General features: G+C 40.7%; 24 protein-coding genes. 19 read left to right on the top strand and 5 right to left on the bottom strand.

Annotated elements, in window-relative coordinates:
- The first annotated feature begins 63 nt into the window (after window positions 1-63).
- The 5 genes from I1J71_RS01520 to I1J71_RS01500 all read left to right on the top strand — a co-directional run bounded on the left by I1J71_RS01520 (window position 64) and on the right by I1J71_RS01500 (window position 5157).
- On the top strand, window positions 64-906 hold the full coding sequence (locus I1J71_RS01520; protein ID WP_006149171.1) for an amino acid ABC transporter substrate-binding protein: 843 nt from the start codon (window positions 64-66) through the stop codon (window positions 904-906).
- A 153-nt stretch (window positions 907-1059) separates the two neighbouring features.
- The gene (locus tag I1J71_RS01515; protein WP_074324937.1) at window positions 1060-1914 is read left to right on the top strand and encodes a MetQ/NlpA family ABC transporter substrate-binding protein; all 855 of its coding nucleotides are present in this window, start codon (window positions 1060-1062) and stop codon (window positions 1912-1914) included.
- Window positions 1915-2035: 121 nt separating this feature from the next.
- Window positions 2036-3409 carry a M20 family metallopeptidase gene (locus I1J71_RS01510; protein ID WP_195183475.1) on the top strand — a complete coding sequence of 458 codons (1374 nt, stop codon included), beginning with the start codon at window positions 2036-2038 and terminating at the stop codon, window positions 3407-3409.
- Window positions 3402-4463, top strand: a complete 1062-nt coding sequence (locus I1J71_RS01505) for a methionine ABC transporter ATP-binding protein (protein WP_195183474.1) — start codon at window positions 3402-3404, stop codon at window positions 4461-4463. Before I1J71_RS01510 ends, I1J71_RS01505 begins: the two co-directional genes overlap by 8 nt.
- A gap of 1 nt (window position 4464) precedes the next feature.
- Window positions 4465-5157 carry a methionine ABC transporter permease gene (locus I1J71_RS01500; RefSeq protein ID WP_195183473.1) on the top strand — a complete coding sequence of 231 codons (693 nt, stop codon included), beginning with the start codon at window positions 4465-4467 and terminating at the stop codon, window positions 5155-5157.
- 26 nt (window positions 5158-5183) lie between these two features.
- Here the strand turns inward: I1J71_RS01500 and I1J71_RS01495 are convergent, their stop codons facing one another.
- Complete coding sequence (locus I1J71_RS01495) at window positions 5184-5753, bottom strand: MptD family putative ECF transporter S component (RefSeq protein ID WP_195183472.1); 570 nt, start codon at window positions 5751-5753, stop codon at window positions 5184-5186.
- Window positions 5754-5884: 131 nt separating this feature from the next.
- Here I1J71_RS01495 and I1J71_RS01490 point away from each other — a divergent pair, with 131 nt between their 5' ends.
- From I1J71_RS01490 to I1J71_RS01425, 14 genes are all read left to right on the top strand, one after another.
- Entirely contained in the window at window positions 5885-6736 is an 852-nt protein-coding gene (locus tag I1J71_RS01490) for an Rgg/GadR/MutR family transcriptional regulator (RefSeq protein WP_195183471.1), read from the top strand.
- 188 nt (window positions 6737-6924) lie between these two features.
- On the top strand, window positions 6925-8172 hold the full coding sequence (locus I1J71_RS01485) for a transporter (protein WP_195183470.1): 1248 nt from the start codon (window positions 6925-6927) through the stop codon (window positions 8170-8172).
- 78 nt (window positions 8173-8250) lie between these two features.
- The gene (hisS, locus tag I1J71_RS01480; protein WP_195183469.1) at window positions 8251-9531 is read left to right on the top strand and encodes a histidine--tRNA ligase; all 1281 of its coding nucleotides are present in this window, start codon (window positions 8251-8253) and stop codon (window positions 9529-9531) included.
- Window positions 9532-9701: 170 nt separating this feature from the next.
- A complete protein-coding gene (locus I1J71_RS01475) occupies window positions 9702-11414 on the top strand; it encodes an LPXTG cell wall anchor domain-containing protein (RefSeq protein ID WP_195183468.1) in 1713 nt (570 codons plus the stop codon).
- Between the two features lie 76 nt (window positions 11415-11490).
- Window positions 11491-12450, top strand: a complete 960-nt coding sequence (gene pgfS / locus I1J71_RS01470) for a glycosyltransferase PgfS (RefSeq protein WP_195183467.1) — start codon at window positions 11491-11493, stop codon at window positions 12448-12450.
- Window positions 12451-12472: 22 nt separating this feature from the next.
- The gene (pgfM1, locus tag I1J71_RS01465) at window positions 12473-15436 is read left to right on the top strand and encodes a glycosyltransferase PgfM1 (protein WP_195183466.1); all 2964 of its coding nucleotides are present in this window, start codon (window positions 12473-12475) and stop codon (window positions 15434-15436) included.
- A 165-nt stretch (window positions 15437-15601) separates the two neighbouring features.
- Entirely contained in the window at window positions 15602-15805 is a 204-nt protein-coding gene (locus I1J71_RS01460; RefSeq protein ID WP_000916944.1) for a helix-turn-helix transcriptional regulator, read from the top strand.
- The gene (locus I1J71_RS01455; protein ID WP_006154979.1) at window positions 15805-16008 is read left to right on the top strand and encodes a hypothetical protein; all 204 of its coding nucleotides are present in this window, start codon (window positions 15805-15807) and stop codon (window positions 16006-16008) included. Before I1J71_RS01460 ends, I1J71_RS01455 begins: the two co-directional genes overlap by 1 nt.
- Window positions 16005-16355, top strand: a complete 351-nt coding sequence (locus I1J71_RS01450; protein WP_195183465.1) for a PspC domain-containing protein — start codon at window positions 16005-16007, stop codon at window positions 16353-16355. The genes I1J71_RS01455 and I1J71_RS01450 overlap by 4 nt, the downstream gene beginning before the upstream one ends.
- Before the next feature lie 14 nt (window positions 16356-16369).
- On the top strand, window positions 16370-17071 hold the full coding sequence (locus tag I1J71_RS01445; RefSeq protein ID WP_195183464.1) for a DUF3169 family protein: 702 nt from the start codon (window positions 16370-16372) through the stop codon (window positions 17069-17071).
- Window positions 17072-17080: 9 nt separating this feature from the next.
- On the top strand, window positions 17081-17722 hold the full coding sequence (locus I1J71_RS01440) for a CPBP family intramembrane glutamic endopeptidase (RefSeq protein WP_195183463.1): 642 nt from the start codon (window positions 17081-17083) through the stop codon (window positions 17720-17722).
- An 18-nt stretch (window positions 17723-17740) separates the two neighbouring features.
- Entirely contained in the window at window positions 17741-17956 is a 216-nt protein-coding gene (locus tag I1J71_RS01435) for a hypothetical protein (protein WP_049496767.1), read from the top strand.
- A 137-nt stretch (window positions 17957-18093) separates the two neighbouring features.
- Window positions 18094-19857 carry an aspartate--tRNA ligase gene (gene aspS / locus I1J71_RS01430; RefSeq protein ID WP_195183462.1) on the top strand — a complete coding sequence of 588 codons (1764 nt, stop codon included), beginning with the start codon at window positions 18094-18096 and terminating at the stop codon, window positions 19855-19857.
- Window positions 19835-20776, top strand: coding sequence for a YitT family protein (locus tag I1J71_RS01425; RefSeq protein ID WP_006149650.1), 942 nt, complete (start codon window positions 19835-19837; stop codon window positions 20774-20776). The genes aspS and I1J71_RS01425 overlap by 23 nt, the downstream gene beginning before the upstream one ends.
- Before the next feature lie 54 nt (window positions 20777-20830).
- Here the strand turns inward: I1J71_RS01425 and I1J71_RS01420 are convergent, their stop codons facing one another.
- The 4 genes from I1J71_RS01420 to I1J71_RS01405 all read right to left on the bottom strand — a co-directional run bounded on the left by I1J71_RS01420 (window position 20831) and on the right by I1J71_RS01405 (window position 24966).
- The gene (locus I1J71_RS01420) at window positions 20831-21817 is read right to left on the bottom strand and encodes a LacI family DNA-binding transcriptional regulator (RefSeq protein WP_195183461.1); all 987 of its coding nucleotides are present in this window, start codon (window positions 21815-21817) and stop codon (window positions 20831-20833) included.
- Window positions 21818-21826: 9 nt separating this feature from the next.
- Entirely contained in the window at window positions 21827-22627 is an 801-nt protein-coding gene (locus I1J71_RS01415) for a DUF1189 domain-containing protein (protein ID WP_195183460.1), read from the bottom strand.
- A gap of 205 nt (window positions 22628-22832) precedes the next feature.
- On the bottom strand, window positions 22833-23675 hold the full coding sequence (locus tag I1J71_RS01410) for a sugar ABC transporter permease (RefSeq protein WP_195183459.1): 843 nt from the start codon (window positions 23673-23675) through the stop codon (window positions 22833-22835).
- A gap of 1 nt (window position 23676) precedes the next feature.
- Window positions 23677-24966, bottom strand: coding sequence for a carbohydrate ABC transporter permease (locus I1J71_RS01405; protein ID WP_004250464.1), 1290 nt, complete (start codon window positions 24964-24966; stop codon window positions 23677-23679).
- Window positions 24967-25058: the final 92 nt, after the last annotated feature.

The raw sequence follows: 25058 nt of genomic DNA, 5'->3' as shown, positions 1-25058 counted from the left end.
ATAATGGCGCAATTACTTTTTTTCTGTTAAGATAAGACTGTATCTTATTTTGGAGGAAATATCATGAAAAAAATCGTTAAATATTCATCACTTGCTGCCCTAGGGCTTGTTGCCGCAGGTGTATTAGCAGCTTGCTCAGGTGGTGAGAAGAAAGATGCTGCATCTGGTGAAGCAACATCTGGTAAGAAAGAAATCGTTGTAGCAACTAATGGATCACCAAAACCATTTATCTATGAAGAAAATGGTGAATTGACAGGTTACGAGATTGAACTTGTTCGTGCTATCTTTAAAGACTCAGACAAGTATACTGTCAAGTTTGAAAAGACAGAGTGGTCAGGGATTTTCCCAGGACTTGATAGCGATCGTTACCAAATGGCCGTTAACAACCTTAGTTATACCAAAGAACGTGCAGAGAAATACCTCTACGCAGCGCCAACTGCTAAAAATCCTAACGTTCTTGTTGTGAAGAAGGACGACACTAGTATCAAGTCTCTTGATGATATCGGTGGAAAATCTACTGAAGTCGTTCAAGGAACAACCTCAGCTAAACAATTGGAAGCATACAACACAGAACATGCGGACAATCCAACTATCCTTAATTATACTAAGGCAGATTTCCAACAAATCATGTCTCGTTTGAGCGATGGACAATTTGACTATAAGATTTTTGACAAGATTGGTGTAGAGACAGTTATCAAAAACCAAGGTTTGGATAATTTGAAAGTCATCGAACTCCCAAGTGACCAACAACCTTATGTTTACCCACTTCTTGCCAAAGGTCAAGATGAGTTGAAAGCTTTTGTGGACAAACGCATCCAAGAACTATACAAAGACGGAACTCTTGAAAAATTGTCTCAACAATTCTTCGGTGGTTCTTACCTCCCAGCAGAAGCTGACATTAAATAAGTTTGTAAATCATCCACTCTCTTGTAGGTGGATGATTTTGCAACTTTTAGACATATAGTTTCAAACTATAGGTCTTCCTATCTATTAACAATTTGCGAAATCAAATAAAGTATGAGATACTATTACGGTATTATTTTTAAAGGAGAAAGAATCATGAAAATCAAAAAATGGTTAGGCGTAGCAGCTATCGCTACAGTCGCAGGCTTGACTCTTGCAGCTTGCGGAAATTCAGACAAGAAAGCGGACAATACAACTACAGTTAAAATTGCGACTGTTAACCGTAGTGGTTCAGAAGAAGCACGTTGGGATAAAGTCCAAGAATTGGTTGAAAAAGACGGAATTAAATTGGAATTCACAGAGTTTACAGACTACTCACAACCAAACAAAGCAACTGCTGATGGTGAAGTAGACTTGAACGCTTTCCAACACTACAACTTCTTGAACAACTGGAACAAAGAAAACGGTAAAGATCTTGTAGCGATTGCAGATACTTACATCTCACCAATCCGTCTTTACTCAGGTTTAAACGGAAGTGAAAACAAGTACACTAAAGTGGAAGAAATCCCAGATAAGGGTGAAATCGCAGTACCTAACGATGCTACAAACGAAAGCCGTGCTCTTTACTTGCTTCAATCAGCTGGTTTGATCAAGTTGGATGTTTCAGGAACTGCACTTGCGACAATCGCAAACATCACAGAAAATCCAAAGAACTTGAAAATCACTGAATTGGACGCTAGCCAAACAGCTCGTTCATTGTCATCAGTTGATGCAGCTGTTGTAAACAACACTTTTGTTACAGAAGCAAAATTGGACTACAAGAAAGCACTCTTTAAAGAGCAAGCTGACGAAAACTCAAAACAATGGTATAACATCATCGTTGCGAAAAAAGATTGGGAATCATCACCTAAAGCTGATGCAATCAAGAAAATTATCGCAGCTTACCACACTGACGAAGTGAAAAAAGTCATCGAAGAAACTTCAGACGGCTTGGATCAACCAGTTTGGTAATAAACACAGGGAGGTGGGAGAGATTTTTTCCACCTCTTGCTTTTATATAGAGCCTAAAACAAATGAAATCCACTTGTATTGATTCTAAAGGTACAAGTCCTAGTAGAAAGGTAGAGAGAAAATGGTTTTCCCTAGCCAAGAAGAACAAATTGAAAAGTTTGAAAAGGATCATGTAGCGCAACATTATTTTGAAGTTTTGCGTACCTTGATTTCTAAAAAATCAGTCTTTGCCCAACAAGTCGGCCTGAAAGAGGTGGCTCGTTATCTAGGTGAGATTTTTAAACGTGTTGGTGCAGAAGTTGAGATTGACGAGAACTATACGGCGCCTTTTGTCATGGCACATTTCAAAAGTTCACGACCAAATGCCAAGACTATCATTTTCTACAACCACTATGACACAGTACCAGCAGATGGTGATCAAGTTTGGACCGAGGATCCTTTTACGCTCTCTTTGCGTGATGGCATTATGTATGGACGCGGGGTTGACGATGACAAAGGACATATCACTGCTCGATTGAGCGCTCTGAGAAAATACATGCAACATCACGATGATCTTCCAGTCAATATCAGCTTCATCATGGAAGGGGCAGAGGAATCGGCCTCTATGGACTTGGATAAATATTTAGAAAAACATGCGGACAAACTTCGTGGTGCAGATTTATTGGTCTGGGAACAAGGAACAAAGAATGCCTTAGAACAGTTAGAAATCTCTGGTGGAAACAAGGGGATTATGACCTTTGATGCCAAGGTCAAGAGTGCAGACGTCGATATCCATTCTAGCTATGGTGGAGTCATCGAATCAGCTCCATGGTATCTCATTCAAGCTTTGACTAGTCTTCGCGCTGCCGACGGCCGTATCTTGGTAGAAGGTTTGTACGATGATGTGCAGGAACCAAACGAACGTGAGTTAGCCTTGGTTGAAACCTATGCCCAACGCAATCCAGAGGAAATCAGTCAGATTTATGGCTTGGAATTGCCACTTTTACAAGAGGAACGTACAGCCTTTCTCAAACGGTTCTTCTTTGAACCAGCACTCAATATCGAAGGAATTCAGTCAGGCTATCAAGGTCAAGGAGTTAAAACAATTCTGCCAGCAGAAGCTAGCGCTAAACTAGAAGTTCGTTTGGTTCCTGGCTTAGAACCACATGATGTTTTGGAGAAAATCCGGAAACAACTAGACAAAAACGGTTTTGATAAGGTAGAATTGTACTATACCTTGGGTGAGATGAGTTATCGAAGCGATATGAGTGCACCATCTATTCTCAATGTTATTGAACTGGCCAAGAAATTCTATCCACAGGGCGTATCTGTCTTGCCGACTACAGCTGGGACAGGACCTATGCATACAGTCTTTGATGCCTTAGAAGTACCTATGGTTGCCTTTGGTCTAGGAAATGCTAATAGCCGAGACCATGGTGGAGATGAAAATGTGCGAATCGCCGATTATTACACCCATATTGAATTAGTAGAGGAGCTGATTAGAAGCTATGAGTAGAGATATTATCAAGTTAGATCAAATCGATGTGACTTTTCATCAAAAGAAAAGAACCATCACAGCGGTTAAAGATGTGACCATTCACATCCAAGAAGGGGATATCTACGGAATCGTTGGATATTCTGGAGCAGGAAAGTCAACCTTGGTTCGTGTGATCAACCTTTTGCAAAAACCATCTGCAGGTAGAATTACTGTTGATGATGATGTGATTTTTGATGGGAAAGAAACCTTAACTGCTGGGAAATTACGTCGCAAACGTCAAGATATTGGGATGATTTTCCAACACTTTAACCTCATGAGCCAGAAAACAGCAGAGGAAAACGTAGCCTTCGCCCTCAAACACTCTGGACTTAGCGAGAAAGATAAGAAGGCTAAAGTGGCTGAATTATTAGACTTAGTCGGATTGGCTGACCGTGCCGAAAACTATCCTTCACAACTTTCTGGTGGGCAAAAACAACGTGTGGCTATTGCACGTGCCTTGGCCAATGATCCAAAAATCTTGATTTCAGACGAGTCAACTTCAGCTCTCGACCCTAAGACAACTAAACAAATCTTGTCGCTCTTGCAAGATTTGAATCGTAAGCTAGGTTTGACCATTGTCTTGATTACACATGAGATGCAGATTGTCAAAGACATTGCTAACCGTGTAGCTGTGATGCAGGATGGTCGCTTGATTGAAGAGGGCAGTGTTCTTGAAATCTTCTCAGATCCTAAGCAACCATTGACTCAGGACTTTATCTCAACGGCTACTGGTATCGATGAAGCTATGGTCAAGATTGAAAAGCAAGAAATCGTGGAGCACTTATCTGAAAATAGCATTTTGGTACAACTCAAGTATGCAGGCGCTTCTACAGATGAACCACTTCTGAATGAATTGTATAAGCACTACCAAGTAACAGCCAATATTCTCTATGGAAACATTGAAATTCTTGACGGCACTCCTGTGGGTGAGCTTGTGGTTGTCTTGTCAGGGGAAAAAGAAGCCTTGGCAAGCGCTCAAGATGCTATCCGTCAGGCTGGTGTGCAACTAAAAGTATTGAAGGGAGGACAGTGAGATGGCAGACTTGATTCAAACATATTTACCAAACGTCTACAAGATGGGTTGGTCTGGTCAAGCTGGCTGGGGAACAGCAATCTACTTGACCCTGTATATGACGGTTCTTTCCTTTATCATTGGAGGTTTCCTAGGGCTGGTTGCAGGGCTTTTCCTTGTCTTGACAGCTCCAGGTGGTGTCTTGGAAAATAAAGTTGTTTTCTGGATTTTAGACAAGATCACGTCAATCTTCCGTGCGGTGCCATTTATTATTCTCTTGGCAGTCTTGTCACCCTTCTCTCATCTAATCGTAGGGACAAGTATCGGGCCAAATGCGGCTATTGTACCCCTATCTTTTGCAGTCTTTGCCTTTTTTGCCCGTCAAGTACAGGTGGTATTGGCAGAACTAGATGGCGGTGTCATCGAGGCAGCTCAAGCTAGCGGAGCTACTTTCTGGGATATCGTGGGTGTTTACCTATCAGAAGGTCTACCAGACTTGATTCGTGTGACGACTGTGACCTTGATCTCCCTCGTCGGTGAAACAGCTATGGCGGGAGCAGTTGGGGCTGGAGGTATTGGTAACGTAGCTATCGCTTATGGATTTAACCGTTTCAATCATGATGTGACAGTCCTTGCGACACTTATCATTATTCTGATTATCTTTACAATTCAGTTCTTGGGAGACTTGTTGACCAAGAAATTAAGTCATAAATAAAAAAAGAGCCGTGTGGCTCTTTTTATTTAACTTTTATGTGTCAACTTCTTACTAAGTGTTTGTCCAATCAGGGCACCAAGTAAAGCGCCGATGAGAACACTTGTGATAAAGAGGAGGATATTAGCAGGATTCGGTGCAACCATAATGCGATCGATATAGTCCTGAGATTTTCCACGAGCGACTAGAGTTGCAATATAGGCTTGAGGGGTCAACCATATGAGTAGGATGGGACCAGTAGTACCAAAGGCAAAAACTAGGAAGGAAAGAAGGTTTTTAACCTTATCCTTGTAATGTCCTAGGTGAGCGATGCCATCTGCTGCAAGACCGCAGATAATACCTGGCAGAAAGGCTCCAGCACCATGCTTACTCCCGAGGAAAAAGAGAGCAATCACAAGTCCTATCGAAGTAATCGCTCCGAAACGAGGCACTTTGGCTAAAAGGATTATATAGACGCTACCGCCCACAAGAGCAGAAAAGGCAGGGGCGTAAAACATATTTCCAGTGTGGTCGACAAGGTTCCCTAGTAGAACCCCCACTCCGATACAGAGAAAGTAGACAAGGGCAGCAACAAGGGTTGTCAAGATATTCTTTTTCATAAGTTCTCCTTCGTATATCTGATGGTTTTCATTGTATCATGCATGTGGGAGATTGTAAATACTGGCTTGGAACTAGTATTTATTAGGAAATGTGGTAAAATAGGAAAAAATAAAAGACGAGTGGTAAGAGGATGAAGAATTTAGGAAAAGTTTTTAAAGAGTTAAGGGAGTCCAGAAAAATCTCCTTGAGAAAAGCAACAGGTGGACGCTTTTCAGCATCCTTATTGTCGCGTTTTGAAAATGGTCAGAGTGACATATCTGCTCCAAAGTTAATCACAGCTTTGGAGAATATTCATGCGAGTATGGAAGAATTGTTATTTTTGGCGAGAGGTTTTCATCAGGATGCCTATTCTGAATTTAGAAACAGAATGTTTGAGGCTATCGACCCACAAGATTTAATATCCCTGAGTACTCTCTATCAGAGAGAATACCAACAACATCCTTTTTCAAAGGATAAACAGCAACACATTCTCAATGCTATTTTGATAAAATCCTATATGAAAGCTATTGATGTGACGGTTACATTGACCTCTGAGGAAGAAAGAGTCCTACATGATTATCTATTTTCTGTTGAAATTTGGGGGCTCTATGAACTTTCGTTCTTTTCTTCCTGCTCTCCTCTTTTATCAGTCCAGCTTTTGACAAAGTATACTCGGGAAATGTTGCGGAAGTCAGATTTCTTGCAAGGAGTTGGGAAAAATCGGAATATGATGCACACCTTGCTCCTCAATGGTTTTATGGCCTGTATTGAAGTTGATGATTTTACCAATGCCCTTTATTTCAAAAAACAAATTGAAAAGAACTTCTTTGAAGAAAATGAAACCTATTTTCGAATAGTCTACCTATGGGCAGAAGGTTTGCTTGATAGTAAACAAGGAAGAGTGGAGGATGGGCAGAGAAAAATGGAGGATGCTGTCCGTATTTTCGAGATGATTGGTTGTAGCAAATCTGCAGATTATTATAGAAGCGCCATAGAGTGTTGAGTATTTGCAACTGGATAAATTAAATTGAAACGATAGGACTGTAAAGATACTTATTAGTATTAGCAAGTTCTATCGTTTTCGTTAGGGCTTTAGCCTGTTGCATATATTCAAAAAATTATTCTCGAGGGATTCTTGATGCTATACTAGAACTACCATAAAAGTAGTATGTTAGCAAGAAAGGAAATTATATGAAACTATTACTAAGAAATCAAGCATATAGAGTTTTGAGCTTATCACGATTTTTCAATGCTTTTGGAGCTTCCATTTATAATTTAGTATTTGTGGTCTATGCCTCGACTTTGCCAGAGGCTTCTGTTGCCGTTGCCATTGCGAATGTTGTGATGATGCTTCCAACTCTTTTTACAGTTTTTGTGGGAATTCGGGCAGATTATACCAAGGACAAGGTCAAATGGATGACCTATGTCGGTTTATTTCAGGCGGTTTTATTTTTTCTAGCAGCCCTAGTTGTTCAGCAAGCTAGTTTCTTTGCCTTTTCGACCCTTTGCCTCATCAATGTCATTAGTGATGTAGCCAGTGATTTTGCTGGCGGCTTGCGAATGCCTCTCGTTAAAGAAAAGGTAGCAGAGTCAGATCTGATGGAGGCCTATTCCTTTTCGCAGTTTATTACCTACATCTCTGCGATTGGCGGCCAAGCTTTTGGAGTTTGGCTATTAGGGGTGTCAACACAGAACTTTTCGCTCGTAGCGGGAATCAATGCCATATTTTTCCTAGTGTCAGCTCTCATTCTCTTTTTAGGAAGGGCTGAATTAAGCTTACCAACTCCATTTGCGGATAGTAAATCACTGAAAAATGAGAAGCTTTCTATCAAAGATCAGTTTTTTACGATTTACCGAAATCTACGTCTCGTTTTTCTTAAAAGTGGGCAGAAAAACTTTGGTTTTATGCTCTTTGCTATCCTGCTTATCAATGCATTGGGTGGTGCCTTAGGTGGTATCTATAACATCTTCCTTTTAAATTATTCCTTACTGGATTTTTCCTACAAGGATGCCTTGTTTATCTTACAATTGATTACCTTATTAGCAGTTATCATCAGTAGCCTTACGGGAAATGATTATTTTGGGAAGCAATCTCTGCCTAGATTGATGATGTGGGTTACGTTAGGAGCCAGTCTAGTTGGCCTATCTAATTTGTTAAACCAAGTCTTGCTCGGGATGCTTTTCGTCTTTTTTACTATGTATGTTTCTGGGAAAATTTCTCCAAAAATTAGTGCTCTGCTCATGAAAAATCTTGCTCCAGAGGTTCTCTCTCGTACCAGTAATTTTTTAGGTTTGTTGTTTACTCTATCTATACCAGTGGGGACAGCCTGTTTTTCACTGGTGGCGGTATGGGATATACAGTTGACTTGGATACTTTTCGTAGGTCTTTCTCTGTTAGCTATTCTTCTGACAAGTCTCAATCTCAAAAATAATCTTTAAATCCATGTTTTCTTCACACTGTTGTAATCCCGTCATTTATGGTAAAATAGGACTATTAAGTTAGAAAGAGGATTCTCTATGAAATTACAAAAACCAAAAGGAACGCAGGATATTTTACCTGCTGAGTCTGCCAAGTGGCAGTACGTTGAAGGCTTTGCGCGTGAAATTTTCAAACGCTACAACTACGCAGAAGTGCGTACCCCTATTTTCGAGCATTATGAAGTCATCAGTCGTTCTGTTGGAGACACAACTGATATCGTAACCAAGGAAATGTATGATTTTTACGACAAGGGAGACCGTCATATTACCCTCCGTCCAGAAGGAACAGCGCCAGTCGTTCGCTCTTATGTGGAAAACAAACTCTTCGCACCAGAAGTTCAAAAACCAAGTAAGTTCTACTACATGGGGCCAATGTTCCGCTATGAGCGTCCACAAGCAGGCCGTTTGCGCCAATTCCACCAGATTGGTGTGGAGTGCTTTGGCTCTAGCAATCCAGCTACCGATGTAGAAACGATCGCTATGGCAGCCCACTTCTTGAAAGCAATCGGGATTCAAGGTGTCAAACTACACCTCAACACCCTTGGAAATCCTGAGAGCCGTACAGCCTACCGTCAAGCCTTGATTGACTACTTAACACCGCTCAAAGATAGCTTGTCTAAGGATAGCCAACGTCGTTTGGAGGAAAACCCTCTCCGTGTCTTGGACTCGAAGGAAAAAGAAGACAAGGTGGCAGTGGAGAATGCACCATCTATCTTGGATTACCTGGATGCAGAAAGCCAAGCTCACTTTGATGCTGTTCGCCAGATGTTGGAAAATCTCGGAGTAGACTATATCATCGATACCAATATGGTGCGTGGTCTGGACTACTACAACCACACCATTTTCGAGTTCATCACAGAGATTGAGGGCAATGCTCTAACAGTCTGTGCAGGTGGTCGTTACGATGGCCTGGTTGCCTACTTTGGCGGTCCTGAAACTGCTGGATTTGGCTTTGGACTTGGTGTAGAGCGTCTTCTTTTAGTCCTTGAAAAACAAGGTGTGGCCCTACCTATCGAAAACGTCCTAGACGTTTATATTGCTGTCCTTGGTGAAGGAGCAAATCTGAAAGCCTTGGAGTTAGTACAAGCATTGCGCCAACAAGGTTTCAAGGCAGAACGAGATTACCTCAATCGCAAGCTAAAAGCGCAGTTCAAGTCAGCTGACGTCTTTGAGGCTAAGACCCTCATCACCCTAGGAGAGAGTGAAGTCGAAAGCGGACAAGTGACGGTCAAGAACAACCAAACTCGAGAAGAAGTAGAAGTTTCTCTTGAAGCTATTAGTAAAAATTTCTCAGAAGTCTTTGAAAAATTAGGCTCTTAATAGTAAAGTAATGAACCAGGGTTTTATTCCTGGTTTTATTTAATAAAAAATCCGACCATTGAAGACTATTTTTATATAAAAAGTTAGGAAAACTGGAATATTATAAAAAATAGCTTGTAAACGAATTCAAAAAATGCTATGATATATTTGATTAATTAAAGGAGTCAACCATGAATTATTTTAAAAAGAACACGATGCGCGTGTTTGCATTTTTGGGTATAATCGTGTTATCTTTGACGGTACTGACAACAGTATTTGCAGCTGATGTTACAGACTATACCAATAAAACATCAATCACTGTTGATGGTCAACCATTGACATCGGACACTCAAATCGGAACAGGTAAAGTTTTGGAAGCAACCAATACCATTTCTTTCCCTGATACTCAACAAATTAACGAAGGCGATGTACTGGTACTTGACCTTCCTAAAGAATTGGGCTTGATCACCAAGCTAGAATTTCCAATTACCCATAGCAGTGGTGAAGTAATTGGGAATGCTGTGACAGATCCAAGCACTCAAAAAGTAACGATTACTTTTACAGATTATTTCTCTAAGAATTACAAGGATAAGGTAATGTCTTTGAAATATTCTGTTCGTCCAAACGTAACCAACTTACCAGAATCAGGTAACTATACTTTCCAATTCGGGACAGAAAAATATACCCTCAATTACAATAAAACAGACGGTGAAGCTGGTGACTATGAAATGAAATATGGTTACCAAGATTCAGAAAATCCTAACCGCATCAAGTGGCGTGTTGTTTTGAACGCTGTTCAGGATAAATTGAACAACATGGTCATTAAAGATGACTTTAGCGATAGTGGACAAGTCTTGGTGGAAAGCTCTTTCCGTGCGGTTCGTTATGCGACTCAACCAGAAAAAATTCCAAATGAAGCAGCACTTCTTAAACTGGAACCAATTGATAACTTTAGCAAAAAAGCTGAATTTACTCGAAATGCGGATGGTAAAATCACAGGGTTCACCATTAACTTTGGTGACAACTGGAACTGGCCAATGTACATTGAGTACACAACAGAATTAACTTCAGAACTTCCAAAAGGTACTCAAGTTGCCAATGTTTTGGAATGGTCAGCAAGTAACTTCCAAAAATCTCGTTCAGTCAGTGCATTGACTCGTTTAGAAACAGGTTCAGGTGAGGGTAGTGGAGATAAGACTACTACGACCACAACAACCACAACGACAACTTCTACAACTACAACGACAGAAGAACCAACGACAACTTCAACAACTACAACGACAGAAGAACCAACGACAACTTCAACAACTACAACGACAGAAGGTCCAACGACAACTTCAACAACTACAACGACAGAAGAGCCAAGCACAACTTCAACAACGACGACCACAACGTCAGAAGAGCCAAGCACAACTTCGACAACAACAACCACAACGTCAGAAGAGCCAAGCACAACTTCAACAACGACGACCACAACGTCAGAAGAGCCAAGCACAACTTCAACAACGACGACAACAACGTCAGAAGAGCCAAGCACAACTTCAACAACTACAACGACAGAAGGTCCAACGACAACTTCAACAACTACAACGACAGAAGGTCCAGCGACAACTTCAACAACTACAACGACAGAAGGTCCAACGACAACTTCAACAACTACAACGACAGAAGAACCGAAGACAACTTCAACAACTACAACAACAGAAGAGCCAAAAACTACTTCAACAACTACAACAAAAGAAGAGCCAAAAACTACTTCAACAACAGAAGGATCAACGACTACAACAGATGAGAAGTCAAAACTTCCTAAAACTGGAGAAGCCGTAGGAACTGGCTTGGTATTTGCAGGAATCGTCATCTTATCAGGCACAGTTGTATTGAAACGTAAATATTCTAATAAGTAATAGTTGAGTTTCTTTAGATAGGGGAGAGCATGGCTCTCTCCCTTTTTTAAAAAAGTAGATATTATGGAGCATTTAGATGAAACTATCAATTCTTATCACTCTTTTAAATGAAGAATTAGTTCTCGCTCAAACGCATAAAGCCATCTCTGAGCAGTTAGAGAGTATGATTTTTTCGGAAGAACTATCTGACTACGAAATTCTCTATGTGGATGACGGCAGTAGCGATAGCACACTAGAATTAATCGATGCTATTGCCAATGAAAACCCACGGGTCAAGTATATCAGCTTTAGTAGAAACTTTGGACGCGAGAGTGGAATCCTTGCTGGTTTTAAGTATGCAACTGGCGATGCGGTTATGGTGATGGATGGAGACTTGCAACATCCGCCTTATCTGATTCCTCTCTTTGTAGAAGCTTATAAAGAAGGATACGATATTGTCAGTGGTCAGAGAAGTCGAGAAGGGGAGTCATTTGTAGGAAGCTTCTTTGCTCGCAGTTTTTATAAATTCTCAAACCACTCTATGGACGTCAAATTGACAGACGGGAAATCTGAATTACGACTCCTCAGCAAGAGAGCTGTGGATGTGTTTGTTTCGCTGCCTGAGTACAATCGATTTAACAAAGGTCTTTATGAGTGGATCGGTTTTAAAGAGAAGGTTATCCCTTATAAAAACGAAGTGCGTAAAGCAGGAAAAAGTAAATTTGGCTTTAAGAAGTCTATGAACTATGCTTTCCAGGGGATTATCTCATTTAATGACCGACCGCTTAGAATTTGTATCCAATTTGGATTTGTCAGTATGGCTCTGTCTCTTCTCTATATTGTTTATGAATTTTGTAAATTTATCTTTTCTTCCGACTATACAAGTGGCTATTTCACGACAATAGCAGCTATCATCTTGTTTAGTAGTGTGCAGCTGATCTTCATCGGTGTGCTTGGAGAGTATATCGGAAAGATTTATTACGAGGTGAAGCAACGTCCTCACTTTATCGTCGCGAAAAGTAATATTGACCAAGCTGAAAAAGATAAGATTGGTTAAGAAGACATAGGAGAAAACAAACATGGATAAGTGGTTAACGCGTTGGCAAGAGTTAAAAGGGAAACACCCTAAAGCCTTGCTTTATACGATAAGTACCTTACTACCGATGACCATCATGCTGGTTGTTTGGTTTTTCATGGGTAGCTATCCTTTTGGAAATAAAAGTCTGATGGCAGTTGACTTTGGTCAGCAGTATATCAGCTTTTTTGGCTTACTTAAACATGCGGTACTTACTGGTGATTTGAGTAGCCTGACTTACTCTTTTACTAAATCTCTCGGTGGAGACATGATAGGGGTTTTGGGCTATTACTTGATGAGTCCCTTTAATATTTTTTATATTCTTATTCCCTTCAAACACTATGGTTTAGCAGTATTTCTGACTATTTGGCTCAGATATGGAGCAATCGGCCTTTCTTTCTCTTACTTCCTGATTAAGCGCTATAAGGGAGCAGAATCTCGTGTATGGTTGGTGCCTTTGTTTGCAACAGCCTATGCTCTTTCAGGGATGCTCGTTTCCTATCAGATGAACGTCATTTTCTATGATGCCATGATTATGCTACCGCTCGTTATCGTTTATCTGGAAGAGCTCTTGGATGGAGGAAGACCCTATCGTTATGCCTTTATTTTAGGGCTAACAGTCTTTCTGCAGTTCTATATGGGGTATATGATTTCGATTTTTATCGTCCTATACTCTTGCTATTATGTTTCACCACGCCTCTCTATCCAGGGAACTCTGAAACAGAAGCTGAAACACTTCTTGAGTCCTTTGATAAAAACATTTGCCTTCTCTGTCATTGGGGTTGCTACGGCATCGGTCTTGATTGTGCCAGTTTTCTATAATCTCCTTGAGAGTAAGGGGCAGGTTGGAGATGCCATGAAGTTCTCCTTCGCCTTTCAGATCAATCCTGTGGATATCCTGTCGAAATTAGCTATCGGTGGTTTTGATACTGCCTCAGGCTGGTCGGCTGGACCTAACCTTCCAAATATCTACATTGGTGCTTTAGGATTTCTAGGTTTTATCCTCTACTTTACATCGAAGCAGGTAGCCAAGGAAAAACGTTGGGCTGCAGGTGCGGTCACCCTTGTCTTCTTGATTTCCTTTGTCAATGAATTTGTAAGTAAAATCTGGCATATGGGACAAAACCCAGCTGGATTCTTCTTCCGTTTCTCATGGTTATTCTCGTTCTTTATGCTCGTTTTAGCCTATCAGGTAGTTAAGGGACAAGTAGAAATTTCTCGCAGAGGGAAGTTGCTTTCGGTGGTATTGCTTGTTTTATCAGCAATTTATCTCTATACAAAGAAATTCACCTACCTTCCAAAAACCCAACCTGAAGCTTTGACTCAATTTCTATCAAAGAATGTTCTTGTGTTTTGGGTTTTACTAATAGCTATCACTGCAGCCTGCTCTTATCTCTATTGGAGTCGTTCTCGTAAAGCTCCTCAAGTGAAAAAAATGGTACTATTGATAGCTGGTGCTATCGTCCTTCTTTTAGGAATTCTTCTCCAAACAGGATATTTCTTATCTCAGGTTGTATTAACCTTGCTTGTCTACTTAGCGGTTATATTCTTATTGGGCTCAAGAATGACCAGACTAGCCATTCTTGCCGTGTCTGCCCTAACAATCTTTGAGTTAGGCTATAATGCCTATCTATCTCAAGTGACTTTTGGGTATGCAGATGTAGATAAGTTTGTAGATGCGACGGTATCTGTAAAACAAGTGACAGACGATGTTCAGAAACAAGCAGACCAACCATTCTATCGAATTGCAACAACCTTTGCCTATTCAAAAACAGTGCCATCGCTTGTTTCCTACCCAGGTTTAAGTACCTTCAGTTCGAGCTTAGAGCGTACGACCATGGATCAATTTGCCTTTATGGGTGACCAAGGGATTAATGCAGCGACAGAGTATGAAAATGGGACCTTGTTAACAGATGCCTTATACGGTGTTCGCTACTATATAGATGTCAAAGACCTGGATCCTACTGAGAAAGAAGCTCATCCTGAGAGAATGTATTTCACACGTTTTGCCAGTCGTTTTGATATGCAGCGTTATTTCACGCAGAAGGTCTACGAAGATGAACGTTATATCGTGTACGAAAATCCAAATTCTTTCCCATTAGCCTATGGAACAAATGATTTAGTAAGAAACATCAACTTTGGTAGAAACAACGCTATCCAAAATCAAAATATCATCCTTAACTCTATGGAAGGTGTGAAAAAAGGCGAAGAGAATTATCTCGACTACTTCAAACCCCTAGCCTACGGAGATGTTGAAACAGAAAATCTTACTGAGGAAAATGTCGACAAAGAAAAAGGAACTGCAGTCTACAAGCGAGTGGACTCCTCTAAGGATGCAGTCGTTCGCTACCACATTACTCCGCGAACAGATTTGACTTACTATTTCTTTGTGCCTGCAGGTCTCAATTCAGAGAAAGATTACTCCGTCCTTCTGAATGGCAAGTGGTTTACTCATTCCAAGAGAAATACGCAACGCCAACTATGGCAAATCGCAGACAAGGCGGAGAATCAAGAATCTGTGCTTGAGTTCCGCTTTAAAACAGATAAGGTTGACCTTTCAAACGCAGGTGTTTATCGTGCAGAAATCAGTCAAATTCAAAGTGCATTAGAAAAACGAAAAGCACAAGGCCTGCAAGTTGAGAAATTTACGAACACTCATATCGTAGGTTCCGTGAATATTACTGATGACAGCAAATTTATGATGACTTCTATCCCTTATAGTGAGGGTTGGAAGGTGAAAGTTGATGGTAAGGCTGTCCCAGTGACAAAAGCATGGAATAGTTTTATTTCCTTCCCGATTACTTCTGGACAACACAAAGTAGAATTTACCTTCTCTCAAAAAGGGACGATTACAGGCGCTATTTTGACTCTAATCAGTCTATCAACGCTCTATATCATCCGAAAAGATTACAAAAAGGATGATAAAAAGCAGTTGAAAGAAAGTCAAGAGGCTGCGTCAGCTGAGTAAGCAATCTTCTATCATATATAAGAAAAAATACGGTCAGGATACCATTCCTGACCTTTTTCTTTTGAAAAATGACAAAAATCTTAAACTTTTTGACAAATATACTTGTCAAAAATAAAAAGATGTGTTACAATGAAATCAAGATAAGAACAAAGGAGAAAAAAAGACATGCTAAAAAATCGTCTAAAAGAGCTTCGGGCTCGCGATGGCCTGAATCAAACAGAGCTGGCCAAACTAGCTGGCGTGTCCAGGCAAACCATCAGCTTGCTTGAGCGGGATGAGTATACCCCATCCATCGTCATTGCCCTGAAGATTGCTCAGATATTCCATGAGCCAGTCGAGTCGGTTTTCCGCTTAGAGGAGGACGAGTGATGAACAAGTATAAAGTGATTTATTATCTATCTATAGTTGTGTTTATCGTAAATCTTTTGGCTATGATTGGAAGCCTATTTGGTTGGTTTACAATTGTTGAAAGTAAATACCTCTTCTGGATTAACATAGTTTTACTATTAGTCTTTAGATGGGTAGAGAAAAAGATAAAGTTTAAAGAGATCCTAAAAGGAGAAAAGTTATGAAAGAATTTTTAGCAGGTTTTCAAGTCGATACTGAGAACAAAGCACTTGCAGGTGTTTGTGCAGGTTTAGGAAACTATTTTAACATTCAAGCCAACATTGTTCGTTTGGTGACAGTCTTCTTGTTTCTCTCTTCGACGGAGATTGGGATTATAACCGTGACTCTCTATGCTTATCTAGCAGGTTGGCTTGGGAATGAGCCCTTGGGAGATGGAGCGAAGAAAGCAAGAAACCAAGCTATTCTCTTACTTGTTGTTTGTTTGCTTTTGGTGTCGCTTGGAGCAGAAGGTTTGACAGCTATTTTTGAATCGGGGAAATCCTTTGGTCAATGGTTGTCTGGCTTGTTTTAGAAAGAGGTTAAAATATGGAAAAGAATCACATAATTTTTGCACTGAAACTTTTTATTATAGGAGCTTTATTAGGAATACTTGCCGGAGCTCTTGGAGTTAAACCTTTAGGTATTAGCCAAGAGCAAGTAATCCCTGTCTTGTTCTCAATCTTTTTTGGTCTAGGGCTGATTACGGTAATTCTAACCTTTTATTTCATTAGAAAAAGCCATCAGGCTTATCAGAGTTATCAAAGAGAAGAAGAGGACGAAGAAAACGAACAAGACTATCTTGCTATGTATCGTTTCTTAGATTATGGTACGGTAGCTTGGAATGTTTGCCAAATTAGTATGCTATCCTGTCTACTTATAGATTTGGGAGCTTTGGGCCCATCAGTAGCATCCTTACTTTTGATAGTTTTAGGTATCTGGGCAGGTGCTTACTGTCTCAAAATCACCAGCAAGATTCGTAACTACAAACTTTCTATTACGGCGACTCCCAAGGAAGTTTTAGACTACCTCGATACTTATGATGAGGGAGAAAAACAGGCTGAGATGGAAGAAGCTTACTTGATCTTGTTCAAGGTTAATCAGCTCCTCATTCTTGGTATCTATGTTGTCTTAGTAGTTTTATCTGTGGTATTGGGGCAAGTACAATTGGTTGCTCTACTCGTGGCAGTTGTCATCCATATGTATACGAATGTGGCACTATTGCGAAAAACAAAACGTTATTTCAAATAGGAGAATATTATGAAAACACTTCAAAACATTGGCTGGTATAGCCTTACTTTCTTATCATTTATTATGGTCTATAGTTTTATTCAGGGCGTAGGTTTAGTGGCTATGAAAATGGGTGCGCCTGAATATGTTGCTGTCCCAATTTATGTCTTATTGGCAGGAATTTTCACCTTCGTTACTTACAAGTGGTATAAGACAGGAACCGTTACGATTGAAAAAACAGCCCTTAACAAATACATCTGGTTGCCTGCCTTGGTATTGGTTCTTGTCATAGCAGCACAAAATTTCTTACCAAATGATCCATCAGTCAATCAACAGATGTTAGAACAAATGACTCATAATCAACCTCTTTTCTCTTTCTTTATGATAGTGCTCTTTGCGCCTCTTACAGAAGAATTGACCTTTAGAGGAATGTTAGCTCGCTATGTCTTTCCTCAACAAGATAACGTCAAGCAGACAGTTCTCTTTCTTCTTGTAAGCACCATCATTTTTGCACTTGTTCATTTCCCTGGGACTCCTCAACAGTTCCTGGTCTATGCTTCACTCGGCTTTAGCTTGGGACTGGCTTACATCAGCAAGGGTGGTCTGGCCTATAGTATAGCTCTACATGCCTTGAATAATTTAATCGGATTTTTAATGATTATCATGCTATAATAGACTCAGGAGGAAGTCATGAAACGAGTGATATTATTAGCAGTGATTCAGGCAGTTGTTCTCTTCCTTATTATTGGAGCGCTTGCCTATGCTTTTAAAGGGGATTTCTTTTATAATCATCTAGCAGTTATCTTTGCACCAATTGCAGGTATTATGCGATTTGCGACAGCCTATGCAACGGAGATTGTTCTCCCTAAAAAGGCAGCGGAGATTGCTGAAAAGCGAAAAAAATAAAGAAAACCCAAATCCAGCGAAAGACTTTGCTGGATTTTTTCATTTATCGCAGGAAACTCTCAACTTTTCTGATGATTTTCATGAAGAGCCTGCGCTTTTATGGTAAAATAGTAACAGAATACAAGAGGAGAGAAGAAATGAAACGCAGTATGTATGCTGGTCGTGTTCGTGAGGAACACATCGGACAAGAAATTACCTTGAAGGGTTGGGTTGCCCGTCGTCGTGACCTGGGTGGCTTGATCTTTATCGACCTTCGTGACCGTGAAGGGATTATGCAGTTGGTTATCAACCCTGAAAAAGTATCAGCAGAGGTGATGGCAACAGCTGAGAGCCTTCGTAGTGAATATGTCATCGAGGTGACTGGTCAAGTTGCTGCACGTGAGCAAGCAAATGATAAGTTGGCGACTGGAGCGGTTGAACTGAATGTAACAGCTCTTGCTGTACTCAATACAGCTAAGACAACACCATTTGAAATCAAGGATGGCATTGAAGCAAACGATGATACGCGTCTACGTTACCGTTACCTTGATCTTCGTCGTCCAGAGATGTTGGAAAACCTTAAACTTCGTGCCAAAGTAACACATTCTATCCGCAACTATTTGGATGAGTTAGAATTTATCGATGTGGAAACACCATTCCTTTCTAAGTCAACACCAGAAGGAGCGCGTGACTATTTGGTGCCTTCTCGTGTCAATAAAGGGCATTTTTACGCACTTCCTCAAAGTCCGCAGATTACAAAACAGTTGCTGATGAATGCGGGATTTGACCGTTACTACCAAATCGTCAAATGTTTCCGTGATGAAGACTTGCGTGGTGACCGCCAGCCTGAATTTACCCAGGTCGACTTGGAAACTTCATTCCTTACTGAGCAAGAAATCCAAGACATCACAGAAGGCTTGATTGCTCGCGTGATGAAGGAGACAAAAGGCATCGAAGTAACTCTGCCATTCCCACGTATGAAGTATGATGATGCCATGGCGCTTTATGGTTCTGACAAACCTGACACTCGCTTTGAGATGTTGCTTCAAGACTTGACAGATCTTGTCAAGGGTGTAGACTTCAAAGTCTTCTCAGAGGCTCCTGCGGTTAAAGCCATCGTCGTTAAAGGTGCAGCAGACAACTACTCCCGTAAAGACATCGACAAGATGACAGAAGTAGCCAAGCAGTATGGGGCTAAAGGTCTTGCTTGGGTCAAGGTTGTTGACGGTGAATTAAACGGTCCGGTTGCTAAATTCTTGACTGGCATTCAAGCAGACTTGACAGCAGCGCTTGGTCTTGAGGACAAAGACTTGGTACTCTTCGTGGCTGATACACTTGAAGTAGCCAATGCAACTCTTGGTGCCCTTCGTGGACGTATCGCCAAAGAGCTTGGCTTGATTGATAACGGCAAATTTAACTTCCTCTGGGTAGTTGACTGGCCAATGTTTGAATGGTCTGAAGAAGAAGGTCGTTATATGAGCGCCCACCATCCATTTACTCTTCCTCAAGCAGATACTACTCATGAGCTTGAAGGTGATTTGGCTAAGGTTCGTGCTATTGCCTACGACATCGTCTTGAACGGTTATGAACTTGGTGGCGGTAGCCTTCGTATCAACCAAAAAGAACTTCAAGAACGTATGTTCAAGGCCCTTGGATTCTCAACAGAAGAAGCAAATGACCAGTTTGGATTCCTTTTGGAAGCCATGGACTATGGATTCCCACCACACGGTGGCTTGGCTATCGGACTTGACCGCTTTGTAATGCTCTTAGCAGGCGAAGAAAATATCCGTGAAGTGATTGCTTTTCCTAAGAACAATAAAGCAACTGACCCAATGACCCAAGCACCATCAACAGTAGCTCTTAAACAATTAGAGGAACTCAATCTACAAGTAGAACAAGATGAAACAAACGAAACTAACTAAAAAGTGGTACCATTATCTGCGCCGCTTTGCTTATCGGGTGAAGATTTTACGTGTTTTGCAAGGTATCTCCCGAGAAAAATACGATGAAAAAATTTCAGCTTCTCTGGTATATGGTTTTCTATCAGCAGTAGCCGTCAATTTCTTCTTCCAACCAGGACACGTTTATTCAAGTGGAGCAACAGGTTTAGCTCAGATTATCTCAAGCCTTAGTAACTACTGGTTTAATTTCCATATTCCAATTTCTGTAGCTTTCTATTGTATCAATATACCACTCATGATTTTAGCTTGGCGCCAGATTGGGCATAAGTTCACGATATTTACCTTTATCACGGTATCCATGAGCTCGCTCTTTATCCAATTTGTGCCAGTGGTGGTCTTGACAGAGGATCCCATCATCAATGCTCTCTTTGGTGGGGTAGTCATGGGACTTGGTATCGGCTTTGCTTTACGCCATAACATTTCCAGTGGTGGAACGGATATTGTCAGTCTTACCATTCGTAAGAAGACAGGACGAAACGTCGGAAGCATCTCCTTCCTAGTGAACGGGACAATCATGCTGATTGCAGGCTTGACCTTTGGTTGGAAATATGCCCTTTATTCCATGATTACGATCTTTGTCTCAAGCCGTGTAACAGATGCAGTTTTCACCAAACAGAAACGCATGCAGGCCATGATCGTCACTAGCAATCCAGATGCAGTGATTGAGAAAATCCACAACAAATTGCACCGTGGGGCAACGATGATCCATGATGCTGAAGGAACTTATAACCATGAGCGTAAGGCAGTTTTAATTACGGTTATCACTCGTGCAGAGTTCAATGATTTTAAACAGATTATGAAACAAGTTGATCCGACAGCCTTTGTATCGGTCTCAGAGAATGTTCATATTCTTGGACGATTTGTCGAAGTTGAAAACTAGTTGTTCAGGTAAATAGAATACAAAAAAACCAACTCAAAATAGAGAGTTGGTTTTTTATTTTTCAACGATTTCGTGTGCAATCACCTGACGATAGCAGATTTGACGATTCTCTTTGACATCATTAATGATTTGCAGAATGGTTTCAAATGAAGTTCGGCCAAGAGCAAGGCTATTGATATCAACATAGGCAGCTAGATTCAATCTTGGATTCACCGAATCAAAGCTTAGAACCGGAACATCAAGCTGGTGTTCGTTGAGGTAGTTACAGACACCTTCAGCTAAGAGACTATCTGTTGTGATAATAGCATCGGTCTGAGGGTCGTGTTTAAAGAGTTGTTTACTAAAGTTATAGCCCTTTTCTTCTAGAAACTCGTCTGCAAAGAAGGTACGGTGACTATCAAGAGGTAGATTGTGTTCTTGAAGAGCTTGCTCGTAACCTGTCAAACGGTCCTGGGTAACGAAGAGCTTCTTGGTACCACCAATGAAAGCAATGCGACTGCATCCTTTTTTGATGAAATATTCGGTCGCATCAAATCCGGCTTGGATGTTATCATTATCAACAAGCGGAATAAAAGGAGAAAGTGATTTTCCAAGAATGAGGAAGGGGAATTGCTCATCGACAACTAGTTGCACCAAGGGATCATTTTCTTGAGCATACAAGAAGATAAGCCCATCCACACGTTTTCCATAGACCATTTGTGAAATGGCGTTTAAACGCTCTTTCTCATCCTTACCAGTCGCAATCTGAATGGCATAGTGATTTTCCGAGGCAACCTGTGCAATCCCTCTAAGAACAGAAGGGAAGAAAGGGTTTTGGTAGAAAACGTCTGAGTCATCTGGAAGAACCAAACCAATGACTTGCGTATAACTGCTAACGAGACTTCGAGCATTTAGATTAGGATGATAATTGAGTTCTTTCATTGCTTTTCGAACTCGTTTTTTGGTTTCGTCACTAATGGTTGATTTGTTTTGAATAACACGGGTTACGGTTGAAGGTGAAACTCCTGCAGCCTTGGCCACGTCTTTAATCGTAACAGGCATAATAATCTCCTACTTTTGGTAGTCTGGATCACGATAATGAGTCTTATAAAAGATAGTGACCAGGTATAGAACAAATAAAATGTTTTGAACAGTAATCAAAGTTGCCATATTCTGTCCCAAAAGACCTAGAATCAAGGTAATTAAAGTTGGCAATCCTAAACAGTTCAAAATAAAATGATAGCACTCTTTATAGGTCTTAAATGAGAAGAGACGAGATTTTTTCGTAAAGTAGAGCAAGAGGCTAGAACCTAGAGCGACAATGAAAAAATTAAGTCCAAAGAGGAAACTAGAACCTAGCACAAGAAAGAGGCTAATATAGACACGATTCTGTTGGTACCAGTCTTTAGAAATGGCTTGCGTCAAGCTTTCCTTGCTTTGGAAACTATCAGTTGTGATAGCATGATAGCGAATGCTGGTTAGTTCTTTTCCTTGCTTACTGATGACGAGTTGCTCAGGTTCAAAGCTAAGAAGTAATTCTTCAGGGAAGTTTGAGCTAGAAGCGACTCCAATTTGAACAGAAGGTTGATGAGGAGTTGTCCCAGTATAGCTTAGTTTTCCATCTACAATCTGAGCATTGGTAGCTAGATCCTGAACAACTTCGTCCGTCAATGGAGCATAGACATCATCGATGAACGTCTCTAAAGGATAGGTTTCCTGAGAACTGTTCTGGATAGCAATAGGCACCATGGATAAGCTAATCAAGAAAATACTGGTAAAAATCAGTTGAAACCAGTTTAGACCAAAACGATGAGAGAGGGGCTTACGAAATCCCCAAATACTATTAAAATAAGAAAATGGATATGGTAACATAAATCTCTTTCTATAGGCATTTTTCTATACGAGTATTATATAGAGAAATGTTTTTTATTTCAAGCGGGGATAGTAGAATCCTTGGTAAAAGTGAATGTATGTTATGATTCGTCCACTAACTAACAAGGTAATCTCAGCAAGCTCTTGTTTCTCACCAGACAATCGATGTACAAGGTCAAAAATGAAAAAGGGTGGCGAGGGTATATTACCCCTTGTCGCCACCGCTTGTAAGTCCTGAAACGAAGTTCTTTTGCAAGAAGAAGAAAAGTGTACAGATTGGAAGAGCGATGAGGATAGCACCTGCTGAGAAGTAGGCGATCTTCATATTCTTCACATTGCTAACGAAGGTCTGGAGACCAACGGCAACTGTAAAGTATTCTTTTTCACGAAGCAAGAAACTAGAGAGGATATAGTCTCCGAAAGGTCCCATGAAGGCCCAGAGTGCTTGTACAGCAACCATTGGGCGAACAAGAGGGAGAACGATTTGCCAGAAGCGGCGGAAGTGTCCTGCACCATCTAGTTTTGCAGACTCATCAAGAGACATTGGTACTGTATCAAAGTAACCTTTCATGAGCCAAGCGTTCATCGGGATACCTCCACCAACGTAGAGGAAGATGAGGAACCAGCTATGGTTAAGGGCATTCAACATGAGAGCCATAACGAAGAAGGCAGTCAAAGCGGCCATTGTTGGCACCATTTGGATAATCAAGAAGAAGACCAAACTTTGTTTACGAGCCAAGAAGTTGTAACGGCTATAGGCATAACCAGCAAGTACGATAATACTTGTCTGGACAACCATAGTGATCAAAGCGATGATCAAAGTGTTGAGGTACCATGTGCCGTACAAGGTTTCAGTAAAGAGCCCTTTGAAGTTATCAAGACTGAAATTGACATTGCTGTCGAGCTTGAAGGCCACAACGTTACCGGCCTTAAAGGCTGACATAATCGTGATTAAAAGAGGATAGATAATAACGATTGAAAGTCCAATTAAGTATAGATAAGTAAGGGTTTGAGTCAGTCTACGTTTGATTCTGATTGAGTTATTCATCTTAGACGTCCTCCATATCAAATGCGTGTAGTTTCTTGAATGCAATCATAGAAATAGAGATGACAATGATTGAAATAATCAAGGTAACGGCAGCTGCCATAGAGTATTGAGGAGCTGTACCAGTTGTCAAACGGTAGATCCATGAGATCAAGATATCGGTTGAACCAGCTCCACCACCGACACTACCAGGACCACCACCATTGAAGAGGTACATGATAGAGAAGTTGTTGAAGTTGAAGGTGTATTGGCTAATCAAAGTAGGCGCCGCAACAGCCAAAATCATTGGGAAAGTGATGTTACGGAATTTTTGCCAAGCGTTTGCACCGTCGATATAAGCTGCTTCATACAAGTCATTTGGAATAGACTGTAGGATACCGAGAGTCAAGACGTAGATATAAGGGAAACCAAGCCATCCTTGCATCATAATCAAGGCAATTTTAGTCCAAGTTGGATTTGTCTTCCAAGGGATAAGAACGCCATCTAAGAAAGGAAGAACCTTAGCAAAAAGTGGCAAAACTTGAGTATTGATAGCACCAACACTATCGTTGAACATGTTTGAGAATGTCAAGATAGTGATGAAGGCTGGAACCGCCCAAGGTAGAAGGAAGATAACACCAAAGATACGTTTACCCTTGATGAATGGTTGGTTAGCAATAATAGCTGTAAAGATACCGAGTACGATTTGCAAAGTAGATGCAGATAAAGCCCAGATAATAGTCCAAGAAAGAACAGAACCGAAGGCTGAACGGAAGGTACTCAAGCTCCAGATATTTGTAAAGTTAGTCAATCCAACCCAATCCAATAATTTATTTGGTGGTAAGTGTTGGAAATCGTAGTTAGTAAAGGCAATCATCAAGGTTACAATAACCGGGAAGATGATGGCAAATGTCATGGCAACGTAAGATGGAATGATAAGCAAGTAAGGGAATCCATTTTCGTAGATACCTTTAATCATATCCTTAAGTGTCAATGGGACAGGGATGCCATTATTGATACGTTTTGCAATAGTGTGAGCGTCTTTAATATTGAGAATATAAAAGGCTAGATAAACAATTACAAAAATAGAGTGGAATGCACCACGAATCAACATGAAGAGAGAGTTGTCACGGCCAGGTTTTTCACCAAGCGTGATTAAGTTGCTCAATTCAGGTGCTGCAAGTACTATAAAATAGAGGACAAAAGCCACTGTTACAGCAAGGAAGATAAAACCTTTAGCTTTTTGTTTGTTGTAGATTTGTCCCAACCCAGGAATCAATGAAAGCAAGGCTGCTTTTTTTGGTTGTTGTTCCATGAGCGCTCCTTTCATAAGATACGAGCATTAAGCTCGATGCTAATCAGCAAAATTGCTGAAAACATTGTCAATGTATCTAAAAATCAAGGGAG

The sequence above is a fragment of the Streptococcus infantis genome (genome assembly GCF_015546995.1).
Lineage (GTDB): Bacteria > Bacillota > Bacilli > Lactobacillales > Streptococcaceae > Streptococcus > Streptococcus infantis_J.
Note: the sequence above shows the minus strand (reverse complement) of the source record. Positions and strands in the feature narration are given on the sequence as shown.